Below are 24,592 nucleotides of genomic sequence, written 5' to 3' on the forward strand. Positions count from 1 at the left end.
TTAAAACAAGAGTTTCTTTTTTCGAATTAAAAGCCAAATCACAACAGGAGCACCTATAATTGATGTTATTGAGTTAATAGGAAGTGTAAATTCTAATCCCGGCATTTGTGCCAGTGTATCACAAATTAACATCAATACAGCACCACCCAGAAGGCAGGCCGGCATAAGAACCCAGTGATTTGAGGCGGTAAACCACTGGCGTATTAGGTGCGGTACCGCAAGCCCTACAAACGCTATAGGCCCTACAAATGCGGTTAGGCTTCCTGCAAGAATACTGGTTGCTATTAAAATTATAAATCTGCTTTTTTGAAGAGAAACACCTATTGACTGTGCGTATGAATCTCCTAGTAATAGACTGTTGAGACTTTTACAAATGGTTAAGGCTAACACTATACCTACTGTGTAGCAAATAGTAAGTATGCCCAGAGCACTCCAGGAAATATCTCCGAGGCTTCCAAAAGACCAAAACATATACCGCTGTAATTCTTCAGCGGGACTAAAATAGGCTAGAATGCTTACGACGGCAGAGGTTAAGCTCCCAAACATTAACCCTATAATAAGTAAGGCCATCGCGTCACGTACGCGGGATGCTACGAGTAAAACAACGCTCAACACAGCAAAGCTACCTATGCTTGCAGCAAGTATGGTACCCCAGCTTCCGGGAGTGATAATAGCCGAAAGTCCTAAAGCGCTTCCACCTAGAATTAAAAAAGCAACGCCCAGACTTGCACCACTGCTTATTCCTAAAACAAATGGTCCTGCAAGCGGATTTTTAAATAGTGTTTGCATCATTAGACCGGCAATCGCCAGACCGCTACCGGTTAAAATAGCTGCTATCGCTTTGGGAATTCGATAATCTATGATAATATAGGTCCACGCACTTTTTACACTCTCGTCACCCAGAATTATCTTAAAAATTGCTTCTATAGGAATATGAACAGAGCCCAAAGCAATGTTGACCAGAAATAAAGCAAAAAGCAATAGTACCAGTAAACCGAATTTTGAGCTGTGGTTTTTAGGGCTAATCAAGAGGTTTAAAAAAATGAGGTTTATAATTTACAGTTAGTTCCGGGTGAAAAATAGCAACTAAATCTGCAAGAACCCAGTCTGGTCTTGAAGGAGCCAGCTCGTAATAAAGCAGACCTCCTGTTGCACCTTTTGCACTTCCGAAGCCATAAATTTTATGATCTTTAAAGGCTTTAAATTCTTTATAAACAGCATTACCGGCGCTCAGATCACTGTAGGTTTCAAAACTATTTGGTGAAATCCAGAAATCTGCATTCTGAGCGGTATTTAAAACTTCTTCTACGCTTAAGGAAGCGCTACCGGTACCTCTAGTTTCTTTATAGATATAATCTGCGTGCGCATCTGCAACAAGTTGAGCTGCCCAGCTATCTCCTTTAGGTAAATACCAGACATCTTTGAACATTGCTCCGCTTAAAACGGTGGGTTTTGAATTCGCCTGAGCAGCTTTTGTTTTTAGGTTACGATATTGACCTTCAATCCTATTGAAAATAGAATCTGCTTCCGCCTCTTTATCGTAAAGTGCTGCAAAAAATTTAATCCATTCTGCCTGTCCTAAAGGCGTGGTTTCTACCCAATCGCCATTATAAATAACCGGTATTCCTGCTCTTTTAATAGAACTCAACGCTTTATTTTCACCATCAACACCAAAACTTATTAAAACATCGGGGTTAAGATTTATAGTACTTTCAGTATTAATAGATTCATTTTGCCCTAACTCTTTAATAGTGCCGTTTTTAATGTGTTTTCGTACTGTTTCCGAAGAAATATAATCCAGATTGGGAAATCCTTTTAACGTTTGTGTCACACCCAGTAACTCTAATGCCGGGATGTGGGTGGTTGAAGTTACCACGATTTTTTTCACGGGTATTTCTATCACCGCATCTGCTATAATACTATCTGGTAAATGGGTTCCTCGTTGAACCAAGGCGTAGTTAAATGTCTTATCACTGTTAGGCCAGGCTTTAGAGACTGTGATAATTTTAAAAGTCTTGTAACGGGTAATTTCAAAACCCTTAGCGTAACTAATCTTTTGCTCAATTCCTTCACGAAAATGCTTATTAACTTCTTTGTTCTCTTTTTTACAAGAGGATATAGAGCATGATAAACAAATAAATACGATAGGTAATAAACTGCGCATCAGAATTATATAGTTTTAAAATTGATTTAGAATGTATTATTCAAAACCCAAAAGTAAGATTAATTAAAAAAAGCAAGGTAGCGTAACACATTTGATTAACTTCGCGCTTTAGTTTTTGGTGTCATTTTTTATTCTAAAAAATGACTTAAAAGGGAATCAGGTGATTTCACATACGAAGTAGAAAAAGCGAATATGAAATTTAATGATTTTGTATTTTTTTCACTTCTTAGTTCGAAAATTCCTGAGCTGTTCCCGCAACTGTAAGCTTAGTCCGCATTTGACGGATGGTAAAGATTGTTCTTAAATACCACTGCCTTTTTAGGTGGGAAGGTTAATCTTTATACGCAAGCCAGGAGACCTGCCAGAAATAACATTTAACAAATGACTTTCGGGATAGAGGTCTGGCGAATATGAAATATATATCTAATTACATCATCACCCTGGTAATGCTTACTGCATTATCTCTAAAAGCTCAGGAACGCCCGTTCACTGCCTTAGACTCTGTATATCTTACAGATAGTAGATTAAAAGAATTTTCTACAGGAAGAAATCTTACCGTTTTATCAGATACGATATTGCGTAAAAACAGGCCACTTCTTACTAATACTCTCAATTTTAACACGCCTATTTATTTTAAAGAAAATGGATTGGGAATGGTATCCTCACCCTCATTTAGAGGTACTACAGCTTCACAAACTGCTGTTTTATGGAATGGTATAAATATAAATTCTCAATTAAACGGTCAGCTAGATTTTAATACGATTAATGCGGGCGCCTACAGCGAAATTGCTGTGCGTGGCGGTGGTGGTAGTGTTGTTTATGGTACCGGTGCAATAGGAGGTAGTGTGCATTTAAATACGCGGTTAACGTATGAAGATCAACAAACGCATAATCTTTTTCTGCAATATGGTAGTTATAACACCCAGGATGCTCGATACAATTTGAATCTGGGTACCAAAAAATGGAGTTTAAATCTGGCTCTAACTCATAACAGCAGCGATAATGATTATGAGCTTCCTAATGGAAGAAATAATTTAAACGGAGATTTTGAGAATACAGCATTAAATGTTGGACTCGGATTTAAAATCAACTCAAAAAATTCAATACGCATATTTAGTGAACTTTTTGACGGAGAACGACATTTTGCAATTACACGGGCTTCAGAAACTAAGACTAAATATCAGGATCTTAACAGTAAAAATTTACTCGAATGGGAACACAGCTTTGGTTCCTTTAAGGGTATAGCTCGTGTGGCTTATCTTGAAGAGTTTTATAAATATTTTGCAAATATAGATAGTGAAGTTTATTCTTTCGGAAAGGCTAAAACGTTTATTAACAAGTATGATTTGAGCTATAAAATTTCAGACCGGCTCCAACTGAATTCAGTATTAACTAATACAACTACCAGTGGTTTTGGTTCTAGTTTTGGCGATAATGACCGTAATATTTTTGCTGCCGCATTGTTATTGAAGCATCAACTTGGAAACGATTTTAATTATGAATTAGGAATTAGGAAAGAGCAAACTGAGAATTATGATAGTCCGTTTTTGTTTTCTTTGGGAGCAACAAAAGCCTTAAATGATTCTTTCAGCTTAAACCTTAACGTATCCAGAAATTTTAGAATACCTACCTACAACGACTTGTACTGGGAAACCGGCGGCAACCTTGATTTACTCCCCGAAAAATCACTTCAAGGTCAGTTGGGTGCCGTTTTTAACTTCAATTCTATTCAGCTTAATCTAACGGGTTATTACAATTCTATCACAGATATGATTAGATGGTTGCCGGGAGCGGGTGGTGTTTGGAGTCCAAGTAATGTAGACGAAGTGGAGATTTACGGAATTGAATCTGCTTTAAGTTGGTCAAAAAATTTTAATAAAGAGCATCGTATTTCTTTTAATTCGACATACGCATATACCGTTTCTGAAAATAAACAAACCGGGAACCAACTTATCTATGTGCCTTTTCATAAAGCAACGGCTTCCTTTGATTATACATACAAAAAAATTAACGCAGCATTGCAATACCTGTATGTGGGAGAAGTATTTACTCGTAGCGATAACAATAGCCGTTATAATCTGGATGCGTATAACGTGGGTAATTTTAGTCTGGGTTATAGCTTCGGAAAAGAAAAGAACTACGAATTGGGCGCTCGTGTAAACAATTTTTTAAACACCGAATATCAAAGCGTCGAAAGCCGCTGGATGCCGGGCAGAAATTTTAATATATATCTAAATCTTAAACTATAAATACCAATTATGAAAATTAATAAACTAGCAGTATTAGCACTCTTTGGTGCTTTTGTATTCAATTCGTGTACAGACGATAATGACGATTTAATAGAATTAATTCCTGAAGGTGATTATACTGATGGTTTTTTTGTTACTAATGAAGGATCATTTGGAAGTGGTGGAAGTGTTTCTTACGTAAGTAATGATTTAGAGACTTCAGATATTGATGTATATACTACAGTAAATTCTACAACCAGTGACTTAGGTCTTTTTGTGCAATCTATCTTTTTTGATGATGCTAATGCGTATATAATTTCTAATGGCTCAAATATTATAACTGTAGTTGATCGCTATACTTTTGAGTACGTAGGTGCAATAGACAGCGACTTAGCCATACCGCGTTATGGAGTAGCTCTAAATGGAAAAGCATACGTTACAAATCAAGATGATTTTAGTACAGGAGCAGATGATTTTGTAGCTATAATTGATCTAGAAACTCTTACAGTAGAATCTACTGTTCTAATAGGTAATAAGGTAGAATATATACAAGAAGAAAATAATTTACTTTATATTCAAGGAGCTTCTTTTAATGATGGAAATAATATTAATGTATTTGACCCAACTTCTAATATTGTAGTAACAACGTATACAACTGCAGACAAACTTAATTCTTTTGATATCGAAGATGATGTAATTTATGCATTAACAGCTACTGGAATTCAACAAATAGATATAAATACAGGAGTTGTAACTACGCAAATTAGGTTTTCTGATACTTTTGAATCAGCATCTTATTTAGATGTAGAAGATGATATGATTTATTTTGTGGTAGGAACTTCTGTTTATCAAATAGCCCAAAATAGCACAGAAGAACCTAGCGAGCGGTTATTAACGTATAATGGTGTTTCTGTTTATGGTTTTGAAGTAGAAGACAATCGTATTTATATAGCCGATTCAGGAGATTATATTTCAAACAGCTTTATTGAAGTTTATACATTAGATGGAAATCTTCTTAAAAATGTAACTGTGGGTATAGCACCCAACGGTTTTTATTTCAACTAATTTTTCAATTCAATTTACGGCATAAAAAAGCGGCTTAACCAATTGGTTAAGCCGCTTTTTTTATCTAAAATTTTAAATTTATTTTTTGATTTGAGGAACTTTGTCAACATACATTCGTTGATAGGTAGGAGAAAACATTTCACTCTCACCTAATAACTCAAAAGATCTTGGTTTGCTTCTCTTAGTTGAAGATTTTCGACCTAAAATTTGATCTAATGCCAGACTTAATAATGGTTCTGTAGGATTACCCAGTTCTCCAAGATTAGTAAGATCTTCCTCTAATTCAAAGTCCGGTTCTATACCTGTAGGAGGACCTATAACATCATTTGCATTTCTATAGGTATAAATTAAAGGTTGAATGGCATAGGTATGATTAGGATTTGCATTTGCTCTTCCAAAATTATTTGAATCATACAGTGTAGTCGAAGCCTGAAATTTACCAACTGTGGTTTTACCTATAGTTTTTACATCTATATACGGTCTTAAACCTATAATTGTTAATTCACTTGCAGAAGCGGTACTTCCCGTACCTATAACATAAAGGCGATTTAAATTTAAACTATTTATAGGCTGTTCTTGTGGAGTTCCTGTATATATAGTAGAATTAAATCTACTTAATAAACTTTCTGGAGCCTCAGACTCAAAATAAGCCTGAGCTTCAGGATTCCATTGTTGTTTTGTTAAAATTTGACCATCAAACTGACCGGTAATCATTGAAGTCAAATCAATAGCGGTGGCAACAGAACCTCCACCATTATATCTTAAATCTAAAACTAAATCTGTTATTCCATCAGCCTTAAATTGGGCAAAAGCATCATTCAGTTCTCCATCAAAATTTGAGACAAATGAGTTGTACATCAAATAACCAATTTTAGTGCCATTTATATCTAGAGTTTTAGCTATATATACGGGATTTTCTACAAATCCTTCAACTTTATTTAATTCTACAGTTTCACCAGTTTCGCTAACCGTACTATTGGTTACACTTGCTAAACTCAAGGTGTACGTATCCTGAGCTAATAACATTTGATAATTATTTATAGTCAAAATAGTACCATCTATTCGCGTAAATAAATCACCACGTTCAATTATACTTGCAGAAGCCGTAGAATTAGGGGCGACATAACGTACGTATCCAAATATATCATCAGAACCCGAAAATCGAACGAGGCTAAATTTTAATCCATTACTTTTACTAACACCGGAAAAACTATTTTCGAGTTCTACATAATTATCTGTTAGAAAACTGAAACGATCTTCATTAGTAACAAGTACATCAGAATAGAAATCTTCGGGTACAGGATTTTCTGATAAAAACTTTACGTATGTAGGTGTATCAGTAAAAAAATCATCTGCTAATACATCTACATCTGGTTTGTATAAATAATATACATTCATCGCCTGATACATGAAATCCTGGATAGGATAATCAACGCGATTTAGTTCTGGTTCTGGCTCCGGTTCTACAACAGGATCAACAACTTCAGGTTCTGCGGTATCATCATTGCTAGAGCACGAACTTAAAAATCCTAAAGCTAAAAGTGATACTAAAAAATACTTTTTCATACTTATTTTTTTAAGGGATATAGGGGTTATATAATTTTGTAAAATAGAATTTACTTAGCTATTAGGCAAATCCAATACATACATACGTTGAAAATCAGGGTTAAACATTTTACTTTCTCCTACAGGTTCTAAATGAGTTGTATTTTCAAAGCTTTTTGTAGAAGCACTGCGACCTAATATTTGGTCTAATGCCATTTTCAAAAGTGGCTCGTTAGGATCGCCTAAAACTCCCAGGTTTGAAGCTCTTTCGGCGATCTCAAAATCGGGTTCGATTCCTGTAGGTGGTCCTACAATGCCGGCAGAATTAGCGTAAGTATATATTAAAGGTTGAATAGCGTAGAAGTGATTTGGGTTTACATTTTGTCTGCTAAAATTTTCAGAATCATACAATGTCGTAGAAGCCTGAAACTTTCCTACCGTAGTTGTGCCTATCGTTTGTACATTTATATACGGTTTAAGACCTATAATAGTAAGTTCGCTTGCAGAAGCAGTACTCCCTGTGCCTATTACAAATAAACGACCTAAGTTTAGGCTGTTAATAGATTCACCTGTTCTAATAGTGTTATTAAAACGGTCAATTAACGCTTCAGGGTCTTCTGCCTCAAATGCCGCCTGTATTTCAGGATTCCATTGTTGTTTAGTAATAACTTCACCGTTAAACTGACCCGTAATCATTGACGTTAAATCTATTGCAGACTCTACAGAACCACCACCATTATACCTTAGGTCCAGCACCAGATCGGTTATGCCGTCTGTTTTAAATTGAGCAAAAGCCGCATTTAATTCATCATCAAAATCTGCAGTGTATGCGTTATACATTAAGTAGCCTATTTTCTGGCCGCTTATGTTTAGTGTTTTTGCTATGAGTATAGGGTTCTCGATTAAACCTTCTTCTTTGGTTAAGGTTACAGACCGGCCGTTTTCAGTAATACTTACAGCATTACCAGTATCTGTTAAATCAGCAAGTGTTAAGGTATAGGTATCAAGCGCTAATAAATCTAAATAGTTAGTTATGGTAAGCGGCGTGTTATTCACTTTAGTAAAAGCATCGCCTCTTTTTATATCTTTAGTAGATGCATTAGAATTAGGGATAATGTAGCGTACATAACCTATAATCTCATCGCTTCCGGGAGAAACGCGCATCAGCCTGTACTCTAAACCATTGTCTTTGCTTACACCCGCAAATCTATTCTCTAACTCGCGGTAATCGTCGGTCATAAAGCTAAAGCGATCAGCATTAGACAATAAATCTTCGTATAAATCTTCGGGCGTATTAAAAGGATCCAGATAGATGTTTAAATCTGCCTGCGAATCAAAAAAATCATTGGCCAATACCGGTACATCGGGTTTGTAGAGGTAATAAATATTCATTGCTGAATAGATAAAATTCTTAATTTCTAAGTTGTTTGAAATTTGAACATCATCACGGTCTTCGCTGCAGGATAAAAGTATTAAAAGCGAGCAAAGGCCTATTAGGGGTAGCGCAATCTTCTTCATAAAACGGTTTATTAGCATACTAAAAATACGGTATAATTGTATTACTGGTTTTCCTGTGTAACAAATTTTAGACATAATCGTCTTCCTTATAACTAACCACAACAATAAATGAACCAAAAAGAGTTTTTAGCACGAGTTACTCCCGTTCAGGATAGATTGTATCGTTTAGCAAAGCGATTACTGGTTTCTGAAGATGAGGCACAAGATGCTACTCAGGAAGTTCTTATAAAGTTGTGGTCTCAGCGAAAAAAAATGAATAAGCTGCGGAGTATTGAAGCTTTTGCAGTAACGATGACTAAGAATTATTGTTTAGATAAGCTCAAGGCAAAAAGCAGTTCTAATTTACAACTGGTACATACTAATTACGAAGATCAGCATTACAATACCGTACGGCAAAGTGAAGTAAGTGATAGTGTTGCCTGGGTTTATAAGTTAATGAATGACCTGCCAGAGCAACAGCGAATGATCTTACACCTTAGAGATGTAGAACAGTTTACAAATAGTGAGATTGCAGAAGAATTAGAATTAAATGAAACAGCGGTACGTGTTGCGCTGTCTAGAGCCCGAAAAACAATACGAGAAGAATTGCTTAAAAAACATAACTATGGACTTAAATAATATAGAAGACCTGCTTGAGCGCTACTTTGAGGGAGATACTTCCTTAGAGCAGGAAGCTAAGCTTAGGGAATACTTTACTAGTGATGAAGTTGCCCCGCACTTAGAGGAGTACATACCTCTTTTCACCGCTTTCGCAAAAGCAAAACAAGAACGCTTTAATCGTAAGATTGAATTGCCTCAATCAAAACGATCCTGGCAATGGGTACCTATCGCAGCAAGTATTTTACTTTGTGTAGGTTTGTTTTTAACCTTCAATACTAAAAAAGGCACAGATAACGACTTAGGTACTTATAAAGATCCTGAAGTTGCTGTATTAAAAACAAAACAAGCGCTCTTTATGATGGGTAATTTTATGAATAAAAGTACTTCACAATTAAATAAACTAGATACGTTTGAAGAAACGACCAACGAAATTTTAAAATAATCTTAAATCAAAAAACGATGAATAAATTAGTAATTACATTAATGTTTGTAGGATTGAGTCTTACTGCATTTGCACAAAAAAACTTTGATAAGTTTGAAGACATGAAAGACGTTACCTCAATGGTAATGAATCAAAAAATGTTCAAACTATTAGGTCAGATGGATCTTGATTCTAAAGACCCGGAGATGAAAAGTTATATCGAGATGGTAAATAGCCTTGAAGATATTAAAGTGTTTACGACAAAAAATATAAGCGCAGCTCAACAAATGAAGGGTGAGTTTAAATCGTATTTAACCAGTGCTAATCTGCAACAATTGATGCAGGTAAAAGATGATGGTAAAAATGTGAATTTTTATTACAAGCCCGGCAAAAGTGAAAACTTTGTAAGCGAGTTTGTGATGTTTTTAGACGGTATGTCTACAAAAGACGATACAGTACTTATTAGAATTACCGGTGATATTAACCTTAAAGAAATAGGTAAAATAGCAAATAGCATCAATTTTAAGGGAAGTGAAGAGCTTAAAAATGTAAAAGTTAATTAAGATGAGCACATTAAAAGCAGTTTTAGTAGTTATTATGGTTGCTGCATTATCCAGTTGTCAGGATAAGCAGTCTCTGCAAGAATACTATATAGATAGTAAAGAAAATGACGCCTTTATAATGGTTGATTTACCTACAAGCTTGATAGCTCCGGTTACTCAGGAAATGACTGAAGATCAAAAGCGAGTAATTAACTCAGTTAAAAAAGTAAACTTACTCGCATATTCTATGAAAGACAGTGAGTTTTATAATTCTGAAACGGTAAAAGTTAAAGAGATTCTTGCTGATGATGATTATGAAGAGTTGATGAAGTTTGGAAAACCGGGACAGCGTATGCGTCTTTTTATTAAAGGGCAGGATGAAGCGATAGATGAGGTGGTTGTTTTTGCTCAGGATGAGAATAAAGGATTTGTACTCGCTCGTGTACTGGGCGATAAAATGAATGTAGCAGATATGGTTCGGTTTGCAGAAACAATGGATACCAGCAGTACAAATTTTAATACCGCGGGTTTTGAAGGCGTTATGGATGTTTTCAAAAATAAATAAGTGCAGTTTTAATAAATTAAAAGGATCTCAATCGAGATCCTTTTTTTTGTTTAACACAATTCGGTTTGTGATGCTTTACTTGTTCAATTTATGAGTTATAATCGCAATCTGCTTAGGGGTTAAAAATGATTAATCGTATTTTTAACTAATTACATAAAACTATGAGTAAAGGAATATATATAGCAACGATAGAACCCAATAGTGGTAAGGCAATTATCTCTCTCGGTTTAATGCGCACCTTGCTGGGTAAAACTGCAAAAGTGGGATATTTTAGACCTATAATTGATGATGTAAAAAATAAAGGAAAAGACAATCACATCAATACGGTACTCTCGTATTTTGATATTCAGCTAGATTACAATGAGGCATTTGCTTTTACCAGAAGTGAGGTTATAAAGAAACGGAATAAGGGCAAAGCGGGAGAAATTTTAGATACCATAATTACCAAATATAAAAACCTAGAAGATCGATTTGATTTTATACTGGTTGAAGGTTCAGATTTTACAGGAGAAGGTACTGTGTTTGAATTTGATACTAATGTTCTTATCGCTAAAAATTTAGGTCTTCCAGTCATTTTAGTAGGAAGCGGTGTAGGTAAAACTGAAGATGATTTACTCGGGAGTTTACAAATTGCCTATACCAGCTTTTTAGATAAAGATGTATCGGTGATGGGAGTGGTGGCAAATAAAGTCGAACCGGTAAATCTAAGTAAAGCTAAAAAGGGATTGAGATCATTTTTACCCGAAGCTGTTGAGGTATTTGCAATTCCCTTTACTGAAGAATTGGCGCATCCTACCATAAAAGAAATTGTGCACGAGCTGGATGGTGAAGTGCTTTTTGGAGAAAAGCTGCTCGATAATCAAACCGGAAATTTTGGAGTAGGAGCCATGCAGTTGAGAAACTACCTTACGCATCTTAAACAAGATAGTTTAGTAATTACTCCGGGAGATCGGGCAGATATTATTTTAGGAGCTTTACAAGCCCATATATCTACAAATTACCCTAGAATTTCGGGTATAATTCTAACGGGAGGTTTAATCCCTGAAGAGCCTATACTTCAGTTGATACGTGGTTTATCACAAATTGTACCTATCGTATCGGTAAAAGACGGTACGTTTTCGGTTACAAACCGAATAGGTAATATTAAGTCTCAAATTTACGCATCGAGTAAGCCGAAAATTGAAACCTCATTAACCGTATTTGAAAAAGAAGTTTCGTTTGATACCTTATTGGAACGTCTTATAAATTTAAAACCGAAAGGCATCACGCCCAGAATGTTTCAGTACGGGTTGATGAAACGTGCGCGAACTGCAAAGAAGCATATTGTAATGCCAGAAGGTACAGATGATCGTATTTTAACAGCAGCCGTGCGACTCGTTGAATTAGATATTGTAAAAATCACATTGTTAGGAGACCCTGAAAAGGTTAAGGAGAAAGCTGTGAAACTAAGTATTCCCCTTAATTTAGATAAAATCACAATTATAGATCCTGTTAAATCAGCATACTTTGATGATTATGTGACCACATTTTATGAGTTGCGTAAACATAAGAATGTAAATATGGATATTGCTCGGGACTGGATGACCGATGTTTCTTATTTTGGAACGATGATGATTTATAAAGGGCACGCAGACGGTATGGTTAGCGGAGCGGCTCATACAACACAGCATACCATACGACCGGCGCTTCAGTTTATAAAAACAAAACCGGGAGTTTCTGTGGTATCCTCTGTATTTTTTATGTGTCTTGAAGATCGCGTTTCTGTATTCGGTGATTGTGCTATAAATCCCAATCCTTCCGCAGAAGAGCTTGCAGAAATTGCAATTTCTTCCGCAGAAAGCAGTCTCGCTTTTGGTATCGAACCTAAAATAGCAATGCTTTCATATTCTTCAGGAACTTCAGGAAAAGGTGCAGATGTAGACCGCGTACGGGAGGCGACCGAAATTGTAAAACGCTTACGGCCAGACTTAAAAATAGAAGGTCCTATTCAATATGACGCGGCGGTAGATGCAACTATAGGTAAAAGTAAATTGCCAGATTCTGAAGTTGCCGGCCAGGCCAGTGTGCTTATTTTTCCTGATTTAAACACAGGGAATAACACGTATAAAGCGGTACAAAGGGAAACCGGTGCATTAGCCATTGGGCCTATGTTACAAGGCTTAAACAAACCGGTAAATGATTTAAGTAGAGGTTGTACGGTAGATGATGTATTTAATACGGTAATTATTACTGCGATTCAGGCGCAGGGATTATAAATTAAAAAACAAGATAGCATTCAAACTATGAATATATTAGTTATTAACTCTGGAAGCTCTTCGATAAAATTTCAGCTTATAGCTATGCCCGAAGCGAGCGTTATGGCATCAGGAATGGTAGAGCGCATAGGGATAGATGGTGGTCAAATTACCTACAAAGCCGGACAAAGAGAATTTACTGAAAAAACGAATTTTGAAGATCATACGGCAGGATTGTACAGAATATCCAGCCTTTTGATGGATTTAAAATACGGTGTGATTGATAATACAGATGAAGTAGATGCAGTAGGACATCGTGTAGTTCATGGGGGTAAAAAATTTACGGAAACGATACAGGTAAATGACGATGTGAAAGCAAACATAACCCGATTATTTTCACTGGCACCTTTGCACAATCCGGCAAATTTAACCGGTATTGAAGTAGCCGAAAAGTTGTTTGACAAAGCGCCACAGTTTTGTGTATTTGACACAGCTTTTTTTAAAGATATTCCGCAGAAAGCATATCAATATGCAATTCCGCAGCATTTTATGACCGAAAATAGAATACGGCTTTATGGTTTTCACGGGACCAGTCACAAGTATGTGTGTAAAAAGGCTTTAGATTATTTACAGAAACCAGATGCTAAGCTAATTACCATACATTTAGGAAATGGATGTAGTATGGCAGCCATAAAAGATGGTAAGCCCATAGATACCTCTTTAGGTTTTGGGCCTGCTAACGGATTAATTATGGGTACGCGTGCGGGGGATATAGATCAAAGTGTTGTTTTCTATATGCAGGAACATCTGGGATATTCTATACCAGAAGTAAACGATATTCTAAATAAGAAAAGTGGAATGCTAGGACTTACGGGGTTCAGCGATTTAAGGGATATAGAAGAAGCTGCTGCTGCTGGTGATTCTGTATGTACGCTGGCACTTGAAATGAATGCTTATCGTATTAGAAAGTATATAGGTGCTTATGCCGCAGCTTTAAATGGTATAGATGCAATTGTATTTACTGCAGGTATAGGAGAAAATAGTTCTTATTTGCGCAGTAAGGTTTGTGCTCAGATGGATTATCTCGGAATTCATTTAGACGAAAATTTAAATGCAGAACGCTCTAAAAAACTTAGAGAACTGCAAAGTGAAAATTCTCGTGTTAAAATTATGGTTATCCCCACTAATGAAGAATTGGAGATTGCAAATCAAGTATATGACCTAATACAAGAATAGGATCACTCACCTATTCCTTAACCGTATAAGGTTAATAAGTAAGCTAAAAAAAATAAACGCTAAACCTGAAAGTACAAAAGTATTTTTAAGTATTCCCGCAAGGCCCGCAGAAAGAATACCTATATATAACCCAAGTACCAGTACCAGATTTAGCGATATTTTCATAGTTTTTTAGATGCCTGTATAATTTGCAGGAGTTATAGCTTTGAGTTCTTGCTTTATAGCATCACTCGTTTCTAAAGTGTCTATAAATGCGTGCATTGAAGCTTGATTAATTACTTCGTTTGTACGAGTTAAACCCTTTAAAGCTTCATAAGGATTGGGATAGCCTTCCCTTCTTAAAATAGTTTGTATAGCTTCTGCAACTACAGCCCAGTTATTCTCAAGATCTTTAGCAAACTTGCCTTCATTTAAAAGTAGTTTGTTTAAACCTTTTAATGTACTCTGAAAACCGATTATGGTGTGACCTAAGGGTACGCCTATATTGCGTAAAACTGTACTGTCTGTTAAATCGCGTTGTAGTCGTGATATAGGTAATTTTGCAGAAAGATGTTCAAAGATGGCATTTGCAAGACCTAAATTTCCTTCACTATTTTCAAAATCTATGGGGTTTACTTTATGTGGCATTGCAGAAGACCCCACTTCTCCTTTTTTAATTTTTTGTTTGAAATATTCCATAGAGATGTATTGCCAGAAATCTCTATTTAGATCTACCAGGATTGTATTTATGCGCTTCATAGTATCAAAAAGAGCGGCCATGTGATCGTAGTGCTCAATTTGAGTAGTAGGGAAGGAGTGGTGCAGTTTTAAAGTTCCGCTTACAAAAGAAGTTCCAAAACTCTTCCAGTTAATTTGTGGATAGGCCACGTGGTGTGCGTTGTAATTTCCGGTTGCACCACCAAATTTTGCAGCGCTAGGTATATCTTTAAGTAAACGTATTTGCTCTTCAAGGCGTACTACAAACACTTCTATTTCTTTACCTAAACGTGTAGGCGAAGCAGGTTGACCGTGAGTACGTGCAAGCATAGGTATAGACTCCCACTCATCTGCAAGTTGCTTAAGGTGATCTAAAACTTCAAGAAGTTGCGGTAAATAAACCTGATTGGTCGCGTCTTTTAAACTAAGCGGTATCGCGGTGTTGTTTATATCCTGAGAAGTAAGGCCAAAATGAATGAACTCTTTTGATGTTGTAAGTCCCAGCGCATCAAACTTCTCCTTAATAAAGTACTCGACAGCCTTTACATCGTGGTTGGTTACCTGTTCAATATTTTTAACATGTTCTGCATCTTCAGTAGTAAAATCTTCATAAATACCTCTTAAATCTGCGTAATGTTTCTTTGGGAAATCAGCCAACTCTGGTAACGGAATTTCACAAAGCGCAATGAAATATTCTACTTCTACTTTAATTCGGTATTTTATAAGTGCTTTTTCAGAAAAAAAGGCTGATAATACTTCCGTTTTATTTGAATATCTACCGTCTATAGGTGATACAGCTTCTAATGAAGATAGCGACATAATTAGTTTTTAATTTAAACGGCAAAGATACATAGCTCAAAGCTAGTAACAAACCTCAAATAGAAAGAATGCGTAAGTAGAATCTATTACGAGCGTTTTAAAGCTTTCAAAATCTTCTTTGTGCGTGATTTTACACCAGGTTTTGCATTAGGATACATCAACTCTAACTGTAATTGCAATTCATTTTTAACCCATTTAAAATCTGTACTTAAATAAAAAAGACTTTGCATTGCATAAACTTGAGCAGCAACTTTCTCTTTTGCGATTAATAGATCAAAACACAAAGTTACGAGTAAGGTCTTTTGTGCACTATTCAGTAATTCTTGTTTTTTTATGTAGTGTGTTTCGGTAAGTAATTCAAAAATTTTTGAGAAAGAGCGCTTCGTAGCATTGTTAGTTAAATTTTGAGCTACTTCAAAAAATAAATCGAGTTGAGGTATTAGAAACTGAATTTTTTCTCGGAGAGCCATTTCTAAAACCCAGGCAGCCTTAATATGGTTTTCAGATTTTTTTTCAGAAATACACGCTAAAGTAAAAGCTAACAGATTTTCATTTTGAAGTAAAACTTTTGCGTGAGAGTATCTGCTGCTTCGGGAAGCGTAGGTTTGAGATAGTAGATAATCCCAGTGGGCAGTATCCATTTATTGCCTAAGTTTATGGGTATTAAAAATAAAAAAATGATCTGGATTAAACGTTTTCTTAAGTTGGCTCTTTTGGTTCTCATTGTAATTCAATTTTTTCCTGTTGAAAAAAATGAAGGAGGCTATGAATCATTAGAACCTTTTATTGCTGAAACGAGACCTTCTCAGCAGGTTGCTGGCATTTTAAAAACATCTTGCTATGATTGTCATAGCAATCAAACACAGTATCCCTGGTATGCAAATCTGGCACCTGTAAGTTTCTTTCTTGCAGACCATGTAGAGGAAGGAAAAGAACATTTAAACTTTGCAGATTGGGGAAATTATACAGCAAAGCGAAAAGATCATAAATTAGAAGAAGTTCTTGAAGAGATTGAAAAAAACGAGATGCCGCTAGATTCGTATACGTTAATTCATCAAGATGCAAAGTTGAGCGCTGCACAGGCTGAGGCTATTATTAATTGGGTAAAAGCTGCACGACTTAGCTATTCATCAATTCCTCAACCACAGTAGGAATACCTATAGTAGCTTTTTCAGCAATAACGTTAAGATTCTTACGGGAGTTGATGCTGGGCTTTGGATCTATAAAATAGATTGTAGCATCTTGTTTAGCATAATCAATTAATCCTGCTGCAGGATAAACCTGCATAGAAGTACCCACAATTATAATATAATGAGCTTGAGAGACCAGTGCTGCAGCAGTTTCTAGTAAAGGAACCATCTCTCCAAACCAAACAATATGCGGGCGCAACTGGCTGTTTTTTGAACAGCGATCACCGGTAATAATATCAGTATTCCAATCTAAAACAATACTTTCGTCGGCAGTGCTTCGGGCTTTTAAAAGTTCGCCATGCAGATGTATTACAGCACTGCTGCCGGCCCGTTCATGTAAATCATCTACATTTTGAGTAATGATATCTACCTCATATTTAGCCTCTAATTCTACCAGCGATTTATGCGCTGCATTGGGCTGTACAGTTTTAAGTTGTCGCCGGCGTTGATTGTAAAAATCTAATACCAGTTCCTGATTTTTAGACCAACCTTCGGGACTGGCAACTTCCATAACATCATGACCTTCCCATAAACCGTTTGCATCTCTAAAAGTTTTAAGACCACTTTCTGCACTTATCCCTGCGCCAGAGAGTACGACAATTTTTTTCATGTATATCTTTTAAGTTTCTGAAATATTAAAACCCAAAGGTTAAACTATTCGTAAATATTAAGTATTTAATTATCAATTTAATAAATTGAAGGTGTATTAACTTAAAAAAAAACAATTTTATGAAAAAAATTTATTTTATGGTCTTATCCTTATTTATCGCCGCATCGTGTAGTAATGACGATGATAATATTGATATAATTCCGGGTGAGGCCACAGGTAACATTATTACTTATGATTTGAGTGCTGTTTCTGATCCTAATTTAAGCGGTACGGTAACGTTTACAGAGAAAATAGATGGATCAACCGATGTAAGTATTTTACTTTCTGCAGCAACTGAAGGTCTTCACCCAGCGCACATTCATTTGAATAACGCAGCCGAAGGTGGTGATATCGCAATCGATTTAGAAGCGGTAGATGGTCCTACAAGAAGAAGTTTAACTAACATCACACAAACAAATAGTGGTACTACGGTTTCTTATGATGACCTGGTAAATTTTGATGGTTATATTAATGTTCATGCAAGTGCAGATAACCTGGCAACATTGTTAGCACAAGGTGATATAGGTCAAAATGATTTAACAGGCGATTCAAAAGTTTATGATTTAGTTACAAAAGATGTTGAGGGTATAAGTGGTACTGCAACATTTTCTGAACGTGTAAATGGAGAGGCTCTAGTTGAAGTAATGCTTGATGGAACCCCTGATGGTGGGATGCATCCGGGTCATATTCACAATAATTCTGCAGTTGAAGGTGGAGGTATCGCGATTACCTTAACAACTCTTGATGGAACAACTGGTGTGAGCAAGACTAATATAAGCGCTCTTAATGATGGAACTGAAATAGGTTATAGTGATTTATTAGATTTTGATGGTTATATTAATTTTCATTTAAGTGCAACAGACTTAGGAACCTTAGTAGCTCAGGGAGATATAGGTGAGAATGAATTAACCGGAGAATCAAAAGAATATGCATTAGTAACTAAAGATGTAGCAGGTATAAGCGGTACAGCAACGTTTGCAGAACGTAAAAGCGGAGCAGCTTTAGTAACAGTAATGCTTGATGGTACTCCTGACGGAGGAATGCACCCAGGTCATATTCACAATAATTCTGCTGCTGAGACAGGCGGTATAGCTAAAACGTTAACAACTTTAGACGGTACTACCGGAATGAGTGTAACTCATATTGAAGCCTTAAATGATGGAACTGAAATAGGTTATAGTGATTTATTAGATTTTGATGGTTATATTAATTTTCACTTGAGTGCAACTGATTTAGCCACTCTAGTAGCTCAGGGAGATATAGGTGAAAATGAATTAACAGGAGAATCAAAAGAATATGCATTAGTAACTAAAGATGTACCGGGTATAAGCGGTACAGCAACTTTTGCAGAACGTAAAAGCGGAGCAGCTTTAGTAACAGTAATGCTTGATGGTACTCCTGACGGAGGAATGCACCCAGGTCATATTCATAATAATTCTGCTGCTGAGACAGGCGGTATAGCTAAAACATTAACGACTTTAGACGGTACTACCGGAATGAGTGTAACTCATATTGAAGCCTTAAATGATGGAACTGAAATAGGTTATAGTGATTTATTAGATTTTGATGGTTATATCAATTTTCACTTGAGCACAACTGATTTAGCCACTTTAGTAGCTCAGGGAGATATAGGGCAAAATGAATTAACAGGTGAGCGTAAAATGTATGACCTTGATACCAAAGATATTCCGGGAGTAAGTGGTACTGCCACATTTGAAGAGCGAAAGAGTGGAGAAACATTAGTTACTCTTGATCTTGAGGGAACACTGATAGGTGGTGATCATCCTGCACACATTCATGCTGGTTCTGTAGCTGATGCACCTGGTGCTATTTTAATTACACTAAATAGTGTTGTAGGAGCTACAGGGTTAAGTGTTACAAACGTAGCATCTTATAATGATGAAACCTTAATTACGTATGATGAAATGATTACCATAGATGGTTATATTAATGTGCATTTAAGTGCTACTGATCTGGCTACTTTATTAGCACAGGGTAATGTAGGTTCTAACGTTGAGTAATAAGTTTCAAATAATAAATTTAAAACCCGGCCTATTGGCTGGGTTTTTTTATTTTTAGTCCTTATGAAAACAGAGTTACTAGAGTACCTAGAATCCTTTTTAACACCACGACGCCAGGAGCTATTTAAAGAGGTCCTTGAGCAACGTACACGCTTTTTAACGGTTGCTATAGAAGATGTAGGGCATTTGCACAATACAAGTGCTGTGATGCGTAGTTGCGATGCATTTGGCGTTCAGGATGTACACGTGATAGAAGAACTTAAAGGTAAGCGTATAGATCGTGAGATTGCAATGGGAGCGCAGAAATGGACCAGTGTTTACAGATATGACAGCACAAAAGAAGCGCTTAGTAGTTTAAAAAATAAGGGTTACAAAATAGTAGCTACCACTCCGCATCATACCGCTCATAAATTAGAAGATTTTAAATTAGATCAACCTACTGTTTTATTCTTCGGAAGTGAAAAAGATGGCTTGACTGATACTGTTATCGATGCAGCAGATGAATATATTTACATTCCCACGTTTGGTTTTACGCAAAGTTTGAATATCTCGGTTTGTGCTGCAATTTTACTTCAAGAATTAACTCAGCGTCTGCGCAATTCAGACTTAGATTGGGCTTTAAAACCTTCAGACATTATACAAATAAAACAACTTTGGTTAGCTCGCAATCTTAAAAATTATGATGAACTTGTTAAGCGCTATAGTTCTGAAATAAAATAAGAAAGCCTTCATACAATAAACTGTATGAAGGCTTTTATTAAGTTATAAAATAGCTATCTAAAATCTTTAATAGTTTACTTATCTCTATTAAGTACTTTATATTCTTCATAACAGCTGCTTAGTGCATCTAGTATTTGAAGATCATTTGCAGATTTGACAAAGCTTTGCGAGTAATCACAGCGTCCCAATATAGCTTCAATATCTTCTTTAGGAACCTGTAGTAATGCTGATAGCGTTTCTCGGTCAAATTTAGTAACCAGAAGATTTCTAATATTATCGTCTTCTTTCATTTGTCTAAGCTTCCGCATTTGGGAACTCTTATTAGAAAATACTTTATTCAAAAAATCTGCCGGATTAAATATGGCACTTAATACTTTATTAATTGCACCTGGTTGAGAATTCCCTGCTTCATAAGCAGTGTCTAAACCAGAGATACTGTAACGAACATTTTTATAAACAGGAACATTGCGCGCATCAATTTCAAGATAACCCGTAAGTTCTATATTCTTAACAACAACTTCTTCGAGAGCAATTCCGGTTTCGGTCATCTTTACCTTAACATCACCAAAACGTTTCCAGTCATTGGTAACGCGTACCTGTAAGGTTTTGAATCCTAAAAATGAAAAAAACAGGGTATCTGTAGAAGATGCCCTGATTTTAAATGTTCCGTCTGTACCCGTTGTGGTACCCTTTACGGTATTAAGGTTTATAATATTTACTCCTTCAAGTGCTTGATCTGTTGTGGCGTTAATTACAGTACCTTCTATGATACTATCTTCAGCCTCATCTGTTTCTACTTGTTGTGCAAAAATGGCACCGGGTAAAACAACACACAGGAGTAGTATAAAAATCTTTTTCATATAGTATTCAATTTAGAAAAAGAGACGATAAAATCATACCAAACGTGACAATTCTTATAAAATTATTACGGTATTAACGATCCCTTCTTCTTCTTTTTCCTGAAAACGGACTTTTATTTTCGCGTTCTCCTTCAGGTTTGCTTTTGCCTCTGCGTTCGCCGCCGCTACGTTCACTGCTGCTATTGCGATCTCTACCGCTTCCTCCACCAGAAGATCTGCGTTTTTTAAAACCACCATCACCGCCTGAATCATCTCTACGTCTTCCGCCGCCGCTACCACCACCAGATGGTCCGGTTCTGCGATCGTTACGTTTGCGTTTTCCGCCACCGCCACCGCCGCCACCTCTGGTGTCTTTGGTGATTTCTACGTGTACCGAGCGTCCTTTAAGATTAAAGTCTTCAAACAAAGCTAAAATCGCTTCTTTGTGTTCGGTATCTGTATTAAAGAAAGAGAATGAATCTTTACAATCTACTTTATAAATACCTTCACCTAATCCTGTAAGATCTTTTAAGAAGTCTTTTAAACTCATCCAGTCAAAACCATCACGTTGACCTATGTTGATAAAATAACGAGTAGACTCTCCAGAATCTTCTTTCATATCTGCAACCACTCCTGCATTAAGATCTTTTGTCTTTTTGTAGTAGTTAAAGAAACGTGTAAATTCTACCGAAAATACTTTCTTTATAAGCTCCTCACGGCTTAAACCTTCCAGAACTTCATTAATGCTAAAAAGATATGGATTGATTTCCTCGTTAATCGTGGTATTGCGAATATCATTTGCAAGGTGCATTAACTGTACTTCGCAAATTTCCATCCCTGTAGGAATATCTTTTTGAATGAATTTTTTGTTGATTATCTTTTCTAGCGTTCTAACCTTACGTACTTCGCTTTTAGAAACAATAACCATAGAAATACCTGTTTTTCCGGCACGTCCTGTACGACCACTACGGTGCGTGTAAGTTTCGATTTCATCTGGTAATTGATAGTTGATTACGTGCGTAATATCGTCTACGTCAATACCACGTGCAGCAACATCTGTAGCAACAAGCATTTGTATTTGACGTGCTCTAAAGCTTTTCATAACCAGATCACGCTGATTTTGGCTTAGATCACCATGCAATGCAGAAGCATTATAACCATCTTCTATAAGTTGTTCTGCTACTTTTTGCGTGTCTCTCTTTGTTCTACAAAAAACAACCGAGAAAATATCTGGATTTGCATCAGCAAGACGTTTAAGTGCCTGGTAACGATCTCTAGAATTTACTAGGTAATACTCATGAGAAACATTTTCTGCTCCCATGTTTTTTGTTCCTACTGTAATTTCAATAGGATTATTCATAAACTGCTTAGCAATACGAGCTACTTCTTTTGGCATTGTAGCCGAAAATAACCAGGTTTGCTTGTTCTTAGGTGTGTCTGCAAGAATAGTCGTTATATCCTCATAGAATCCCATATTAAGCATTTCATCAGCTTCATCTAGTATACAAAAATCAATACCACTAATGTCAACAAGATTACGACGCATCATATCCTGCATACGACCCGGAGTAGCAACAATTATTTGAGCACCACGTGAAATTTGACGTGCCTGTTCCTGAATGTTAGCTCCACCATATACCGCAACTGTATTTAAACCCTTAACGTATTTTGAGTAGCTTTTAAGTTCGTTTGTAATTTGTAGACACAGTTCACGAGTGGGAGAGATTATTAATCCCTGTGTTTTGCGACTGGTTGCATCTACTTTTTGAATAAGCGGAAAACCAAATGCTGCCGTTTTACCTGTTCCTGTCTGGGCGAGTGCAACTACGTCTGTTGCCTCGCGTAATAGGACTGGGATGGCTTTTTCTTGCACTTCTGAAGGCTCTGTAAAACCCATATCGGTTACAGCTTGCAAGATGGCATCATTAAGTCCTAACGCTTTAAATGTATTCATATAAAAAAATTATCTCAAATCAACGTCGATTTAAGAGGGTGCAAAGATAATGTTAATTAATGTAAGTATATGTAGAAGTGAATATTCATTTAGTTGACTTGATATCAACCTGTTGCGATAGTATTGATGTACTTAACTTACAAGTGTTAAAGTAAATTATTGAATATAAGCGCTAATTATTGAGAATTTTGAAGTGAAATAATTAGTTTTTCTGTAGCTTTTCCGCGGTGTCCTATTTTGTTTTTTAATGAGAGTGGCATTTGAGCAAAGGTTTCCTGATGTCCTTCAGGTTTAAAAACCGGATCATAACCAAAACCTTCGGCGCCCATTCTTTCAGAAGTAATCTCACCTTTACAAATTCCTTCAAAACAAGTTGTTTGTTCACCAATAATTAAAGCAATTACAGTTTTAAAATGTGCTTTTCGGTTTTCTTTAGTTTTGAGTTCAATGAGCAGTTTATCAATATTGTCGTTAGCATCTTTTTGCTCACCGGCATAACGCGCACTATAGACGCCGGGAGCATCATCTAAAGCTTCAACTTCTAAGCCAGTATCGTCTGCAAAGCAATCATAACCATATTTTTGTTTTACAAATCTGGCTTTTAGTAAAGCATTGCCTGTTATGGTAGGTGCATCTTCAATTATATCTTCGGTACAACCTATATCTGTTAGGCTTTTAAGTTGAATTGAATCTGGCATTAATGCCTGTATTTCTCGAAGTTTATTAGGGTTATGTGTAGCAAAAACAAGAGTCATAAGAATAGAATTTAGGAGAAGCAATTTATCAAATCTGAAGCTAATCTTAACGAGTTTAGCAGCTATTTGGAAAGTATCTAAAAACAATTTATACACTGGTATACAGTAGGTATTGGTTTAATTTAGCAGGATGCAAACTGAAGATCATTATGCACATCGCAGCGGCTGGTTACGTGCTGCAGTATTAGGTGCAAACGACGGAATTCTCTCTACAGCAAGTCTAATCATAGGGGTGGCTGCTGCGAGCACCACTCGCGAGCCTATTATTCTTGCCGGGGTTGCAGGTATTGTTGCCGGAGCCTTATCTATGGCAGCAGGTGAATATGTGTCGGTAAGTTCGCAAAGTGATATTGAAAAGGCCGATCTGGAACGTGAAAAAAACGAACTGGAAACGATGCCTAATGAAGAGTTACACGAATTAAAAAGAATCTACATCGCCCGCGGTCTCACAGAAGCTACAGCTCTTGAGGTTGCAAAACAATTAACGGCACACAATGCTCTTGAAGCACACGCCCGTGATGAATTAGGAATGCACGAGATAACCCAGGCTAAACCGCTGCAAGCTGCATTTTCTAGCGGTGCTGCATTTACAGTAGGAGGTGGGCTACCCGTACTGGTTGCCTTTGTAGCGCCTGTTGCCTATATGGAATACATACAATATGCCTCTGCACTTCTTTTTTTAATTGTATTAGGAGCAGTTGCTGCAAAAACAGGAGGTTCGAGTATGCTTGCGGCTATCTTGAGAATCACGTTGTGGGGTACTCTGGCAATGGTAGCTACAGCACTTATAGGCTATCTATTTAATACAACGCTTATATAATTTTATTCTCA

The 24,592-nt window shown here is 36.5% G+C and carries 22 protein-coding genes and 1 riboswitch; of the genes, 12 read left to right on the plus strand and 10 right to left on the minus strand.

The window, feature by feature from the left end:
• Together P164_RS02285 and P164_RS02290 are read right to left on the minus strand one after the other, a co-directional pair.
• Entirely contained in the window at positions 1 to 1,029 is a 1,029-nt protein-coding gene (locus tag P164_RS02285) for an iron ABC transporter permease (protein ID WP_028374863.1), read from the minus strand.
• Entirely contained in the window at positions 1,022 to 2,164 is a 1,143-nt protein-coding gene (locus tag P164_RS02290; protein ID WP_028374864.1) for an ABC transporter substrate-binding protein, read from the minus strand. Before P164_RS02290 ends, P164_RS02285 begins: the two co-directional genes overlap by 8 nt.
• A 99-nt stretch (positions 2,165 to 2,263) precedes the next feature.
• A riboswitch (cobalamin riboswitch) is annotated at positions 2,264 to 2,545 on the plus strand.
• 29 nt (positions 2,546 to 2,574) lie between these two features.
• Here P164_RS02290 and P164_RS02295 point away from each other — a divergent pair.
• Together P164_RS02295 and P164_RS02300 are read left to right on the plus strand one after the other, a co-directional pair.
• Positions 2,575 to 4,413 (plus strand): TonB-dependent receptor plug domain-containing protein, encoded by a 1,839-nt coding sequence (locus P164_RS02295; protein WP_028374865.1) that lies wholly within the window; start codon positions 2,575 to 2,577, stop codon positions 4,411 to 4,413.
• A 9-nt stretch (positions 4,414 to 4,422) separates the two neighbouring features.
• Positions 4,423 to 5,457 carry a hypothetical protein gene (locus P164_RS02300; RefSeq protein WP_028374866.1) on the plus strand — a complete coding sequence of 345 codons (1,035 nt, stop codon included), beginning with the start codon at positions 4,423 to 4,425 and terminating at the stop codon, positions 5,455 to 5,457.
• A 78-nt stretch (positions 5,458 to 5,535) separates the two neighbouring features.
• Here the strand turns inward: P164_RS02300 and P164_RS02305 are convergent, their stop codons facing one another.
• Together P164_RS02305 and P164_RS02310 are read right to left on the minus strand one after the other, a co-directional pair.
• Complete coding sequence (locus P164_RS02305; protein ID WP_035899305.1) at positions 5,536 to 7,023, minus strand: S41 family peptidase; 1,488 nt, start codon at positions 7,021 to 7,023, stop codon at positions 5,536 to 5,538.
• Between the two features lie 54 nt (positions 7,024 to 7,077).
• Positions 7,078 to 8,520 (minus strand): S41 family peptidase, encoded by a 1,443-nt coding sequence (locus P164_RS02310; protein ID WP_035899306.1) that lies wholly within the window; start codon positions 8,518 to 8,520, stop codon positions 7,078 to 7,080.
• Between the two features lie 108 nt (positions 8,521 to 8,628).
• Between P164_RS02310 and P164_RS02315 the strand changes: the two genes are divergently transcribed.
• From P164_RS02315 to P164_RS02340, 6 genes are all read left to right on the plus strand, one after another.
• Entirely contained in the window at positions 8,629 to 9,138 is a 510-nt protein-coding gene (locus tag P164_RS02315) for an RNA polymerase sigma factor (protein ID WP_028374869.1), read from the plus strand.
• Complete coding sequence (locus P164_RS02320) at positions 9,125 to 9,562, plus strand: hypothetical protein (protein ID WP_028374870.1); 438 nt, start codon at positions 9,125 to 9,127, stop codon at positions 9,560 to 9,562. Before P164_RS02315 ends, P164_RS02320 begins: the two co-directional genes overlap by 14 nt.
• Positions 9,563 to 9,579: 17 nt before the next feature.
• Positions 9,580 to 10,104 carry a DUF4252 domain-containing protein gene (locus P164_RS02325; RefSeq protein WP_035899307.1) on the plus strand — a complete coding sequence of 175 codons (525 nt, stop codon included), beginning with the start codon at positions 9,580 to 9,582 and terminating at the stop codon, positions 10,102 to 10,104.
• Position 10,105: 1 nt separating this feature from the next.
• Positions 10,106 to 10,648, plus strand: coding sequence for a DUF4252 domain-containing protein (locus tag P164_RS02330; protein WP_028374872.1), 543 nt, complete (start codon positions 10,106 to 10,108; stop codon positions 10,646 to 10,648).
• A 161-nt stretch (positions 10,649 to 10,809) separates the two neighbouring features.
• Positions 10,810 to 12,903, plus strand: coding sequence for a phosphate acetyltransferase (pta, locus tag P164_RS02335; protein WP_028374873.1), 2,094 nt, complete (start codon positions 10,810 to 10,812; stop codon positions 12,901 to 12,903).
• 27 nt (positions 12,904 to 12,930) lie between these two features.
• On the plus strand, positions 12,931 to 14,118 hold the full coding sequence (locus tag P164_RS02340) for an acetate/propionate family kinase (RefSeq protein WP_028374874.1): 1,188 nt from the start codon (positions 12,931 to 12,933) through the stop codon (positions 14,116 to 14,118).
• 171 nt (positions 14,119 to 14,289) lie between these two features.
• On the opposite strand, the gene purB is transcribed toward P164_RS02340, so the two are convergent.
• Positions 14,290 to 15,633: an adenylosuccinate lyase gene (gene purB, locus P164_RS02345; RefSeq protein WP_028374875.1), complete on the minus strand. Its 1,344-nt coding sequence runs from the start codon at positions 15,631 to 15,633 to the stop codon at positions 14,290 to 14,292.
• Between the two features lie 86 nt (positions 15,634 to 15,719).
• Entirely contained in the window at positions 15,720 to 16,274 is a 555-nt protein-coding gene (locus P164_RS02350) for a hypothetical protein (RefSeq protein ID WP_051621152.1), read from the minus strand.
• A gap of 36 nt (positions 16,275 to 16,310) precedes the next feature.
• On the opposite strand from P164_RS02350, the gene P164_RS02355 reads away from it, so the two are divergent.
• Positions 16,311 to 16,784, plus strand: a complete 474-nt coding sequence (locus tag P164_RS02355; protein ID WP_028374876.1) for a heme-binding domain-containing protein — start codon at positions 16,311 to 16,313, stop codon at positions 16,782 to 16,784.
• Here the strand turns inward: P164_RS02355 and P164_RS02360 are convergent.
• Positions 16,753 to 17,433 carry an SIR2 family NAD-dependent protein deacylase gene (locus P164_RS02360; RefSeq protein ID WP_028374877.1) on the minus strand — a complete coding sequence of 227 codons (681 nt, stop codon included), beginning with the start codon at positions 17,431 to 17,433 and terminating at the stop codon, positions 16,753 to 16,755. The two genes, P164_RS02355 and P164_RS02360, sit on opposite strands and share 32 nt — an antisense overlap.
• Before the next feature lie 119 nt (positions 17,434 to 17,552).
• On the opposite strand from P164_RS02360, the gene P164_RS18770 reads away from it, so the two are divergent.
• Together P164_RS18770 and P164_RS02370 are read left to right on the plus strand one after the other, a co-directional pair.
• Positions 17,553 to 19,493: a CHRD domain-containing protein gene (locus P164_RS18770; RefSeq protein WP_199907764.1), complete on the plus strand. Its 1,941-nt coding sequence runs from the start codon at positions 17,553 to 17,555 to the stop codon at positions 19,491 to 19,493.
• A 63-nt stretch (positions 19,494 to 19,556) separates the two neighbouring features.
• Positions 19,557 to 20,213 (plus strand): TrmH family RNA methyltransferase, encoded by a 657-nt coding sequence (locus tag P164_RS02370; RefSeq protein WP_028374878.1) that lies wholly within the window; start codon positions 19,557 to 19,559, stop codon positions 20,211 to 20,213.
• A gap of 74 nt (positions 20,214 to 20,287) precedes the next feature.
• Here the strand turns inward: P164_RS02370 and P164_RS02375 are convergent, their stop codons facing one another.
• The 3 genes from P164_RS02375 to P164_RS02385 form a co-directional block, all read right to left on the minus strand.
• Positions 20,288 to 21,073, minus strand: a complete 786-nt coding sequence (locus P164_RS02375) for a carboxypeptidase-like regulatory domain-containing protein (protein ID WP_028374879.1) — start codon at positions 21,071 to 21,073, stop codon at positions 20,288 to 20,290.
• 73 nt (positions 21,074 to 21,146) lie between these two features.
• Positions 21,147 to 23,006 (minus strand): DEAD/DEAH box helicase, encoded by a 1,860-nt coding sequence (locus P164_RS02380; RefSeq protein WP_028374880.1) that lies wholly within the window; start codon positions 23,004 to 23,006, stop codon positions 21,147 to 21,149.
• A 176-nt stretch (positions 23,007 to 23,182) separates the two neighbouring features.
• Positions 23,183 to 23,761 carry a non-canonical purine NTP diphosphatase gene (locus P164_RS02385; RefSeq protein WP_028374881.1) on the minus strand — a complete coding sequence of 193 codons (579 nt, stop codon included), beginning with the start codon at positions 23,759 to 23,761 and terminating at the stop codon, positions 23,183 to 23,185.
• Between the two features lie 130 nt (positions 23,762 to 23,891).
• On the opposite strand from P164_RS02385, the gene P164_RS02390 reads away from it, so the two are divergent.
• Positions 23,892 to 24,581 (plus strand): VIT family protein, encoded by a 690-nt coding sequence (locus P164_RS02390; protein ID WP_028374882.1) that lies wholly within the window; start codon positions 23,892 to 23,894, stop codon positions 24,579 to 24,581.
• Positions 24,582 to 24,592 lie beyond the last annotated feature (11 nt).

The organism is Leeuwenhoekiella sp. MAR_2009_132, assembly GCF_000687915.1.
In the GTDB taxonomy this organism is placed as follows: Bacteria; Bacteroidota; Bacteroidia; order Flavobacteriales; family Flavobacteriaceae; genus Leeuwenhoekiella.

What these genes read in the sequence shown, in the direction of transcription:
- P164_RS02290 (WP_028374864.1), bottom strand. Translation starts at nt 2,164, where the DNA reads ATGCGCAGTTTATTACCTATCGTATTTATTTGTTTATCATGCTCTATA.
- P164_RS02295 (WP_028374865.1), top strand. Translation starts at nt 2,575, where the DNA reads ATGAAATATATATCTAATTACATCATCACCCTGGTAATGCTTACTGCA.
- P164_RS02300 (WP_028374866.1), top strand. Translation starts at nt 4,423, where the DNA reads ATGAAAATTAATAAACTAGCAGTATTAGCACTCTTTGGTGCTTTTGTA.
- P164_RS02305 (WP_035899305.1), bottom strand. Translation starts at nt 7,023, where the DNA reads ATGAAAAAGTATTTTTTAGTATCACTTTTAGCTTTAGGATTTTTAAGT.
- P164_RS02310 (WP_035899306.1), bottom strand. Translation starts at nt 8,520, where the DNA reads ATGAAGAAGATTGCGCTACCCCTAATAGGCCTTTGCTCGCTTTTAATA.
- P164_RS02315 (WP_028374869.1), top strand. Translation starts at nt 8,629, where the DNA reads ATGAACCAAAAAGAGTTTTTAGCACGAGTTACTCCCGTTCAGGATAGA.
- P164_RS02320 (WP_028374870.1), top strand. Translation starts at nt 9,125, where the DNA reads ATGGACTTAAATAATATAGAAGACCTGCTTGAGCGCTACTTTGAGGGA.
- P164_RS02325 (WP_035899307.1), top strand. Translation starts at nt 9,580, where the DNA reads ATGAATAAATTAGTAATTACATTAATGTTTGTAGGATTGAGTCTTACT.
- P164_RS02330 (WP_028374872.1), top strand. Translation starts at nt 10,106, where the DNA reads ATGAGCACATTAAAAGCAGTTTTAGTAGTTATTATGGTTGCTGCATTA.
- pta (WP_028374873.1), top strand. Translation starts at nt 10,810, where the DNA reads ATGAGTAAAGGAATATATATAGCAACGATAGAACCCAATAGTGGTAAG.
- P164_RS02340 (WP_028374874.1), top strand. Translation starts at nt 12,931, where the DNA reads ATGAATATATTAGTTATTAACTCTGGAAGCTCTTCGATAAAATTTCAG.
- purB (WP_028374875.1), bottom strand. Translation starts at nt 15,633, where the DNA reads ATGTCGCTATCTTCATTAGAAGCTGTATCACCTATAGACGGTAGATAT.
- P164_RS02350 (WP_051621152.1), bottom strand. Translation starts at nt 16,274, where the DNA reads ATGGATACTGCCCACTGGGATTATCTACTATCTCAAACCTACGCTTCC.
- P164_RS02355 (WP_028374876.1), top strand. Translation starts at nt 16,311, where the DNA reads ATGATCTGGATTAAACGTTTTCTTAAGTTGGCTCTTTTGGTTCTCATT.
- P164_RS02360 (WP_028374877.1), bottom strand. Translation starts at nt 17,433, where the DNA reads ATGAAAAAAATTGTCGTACTCTCTGGCGCAGGGATAAGTGCAGAAAGT.
- P164_RS18770 (WP_199907764.1), top strand. Translation starts at nt 17,553, where the DNA reads ATGAAAAAAATTTATTTTATGGTCTTATCCTTATTTATCGCCGCATCG.
- P164_RS02370 (WP_028374878.1), top strand. Translation starts at nt 19,557, where the DNA reads ATGAAAACAGAGTTACTAGAGTACCTAGAATCCTTTTTAACACCACGA.
- P164_RS02375 (WP_028374879.1), bottom strand. Translation starts at nt 21,073, where the DNA reads ATGAAAAAGATTTTTATACTACTCCTGTGTGTTGTTTTACCCGGTGCC.
- P164_RS02380 (WP_028374880.1), bottom strand. Translation starts at nt 23,006, where the DNA reads ATGAATACATTTAAAGCGTTAGGACTTAATGATGCCATCTTGCAAGCT.
- P164_RS02385 (WP_028374881.1), bottom strand. Translation starts at nt 23,761, where the DNA reads ATGACTCTTGTTTTTGCTACACATAACCCTAATAAACTTCGAGAAATA.
- P164_RS02390 (WP_028374882.1), top strand. Translation starts at nt 23,892, where the DNA reads ATGCAAACTGAAGATCATTATGCACATCGCAGCGGCTGGTTACGTGCT.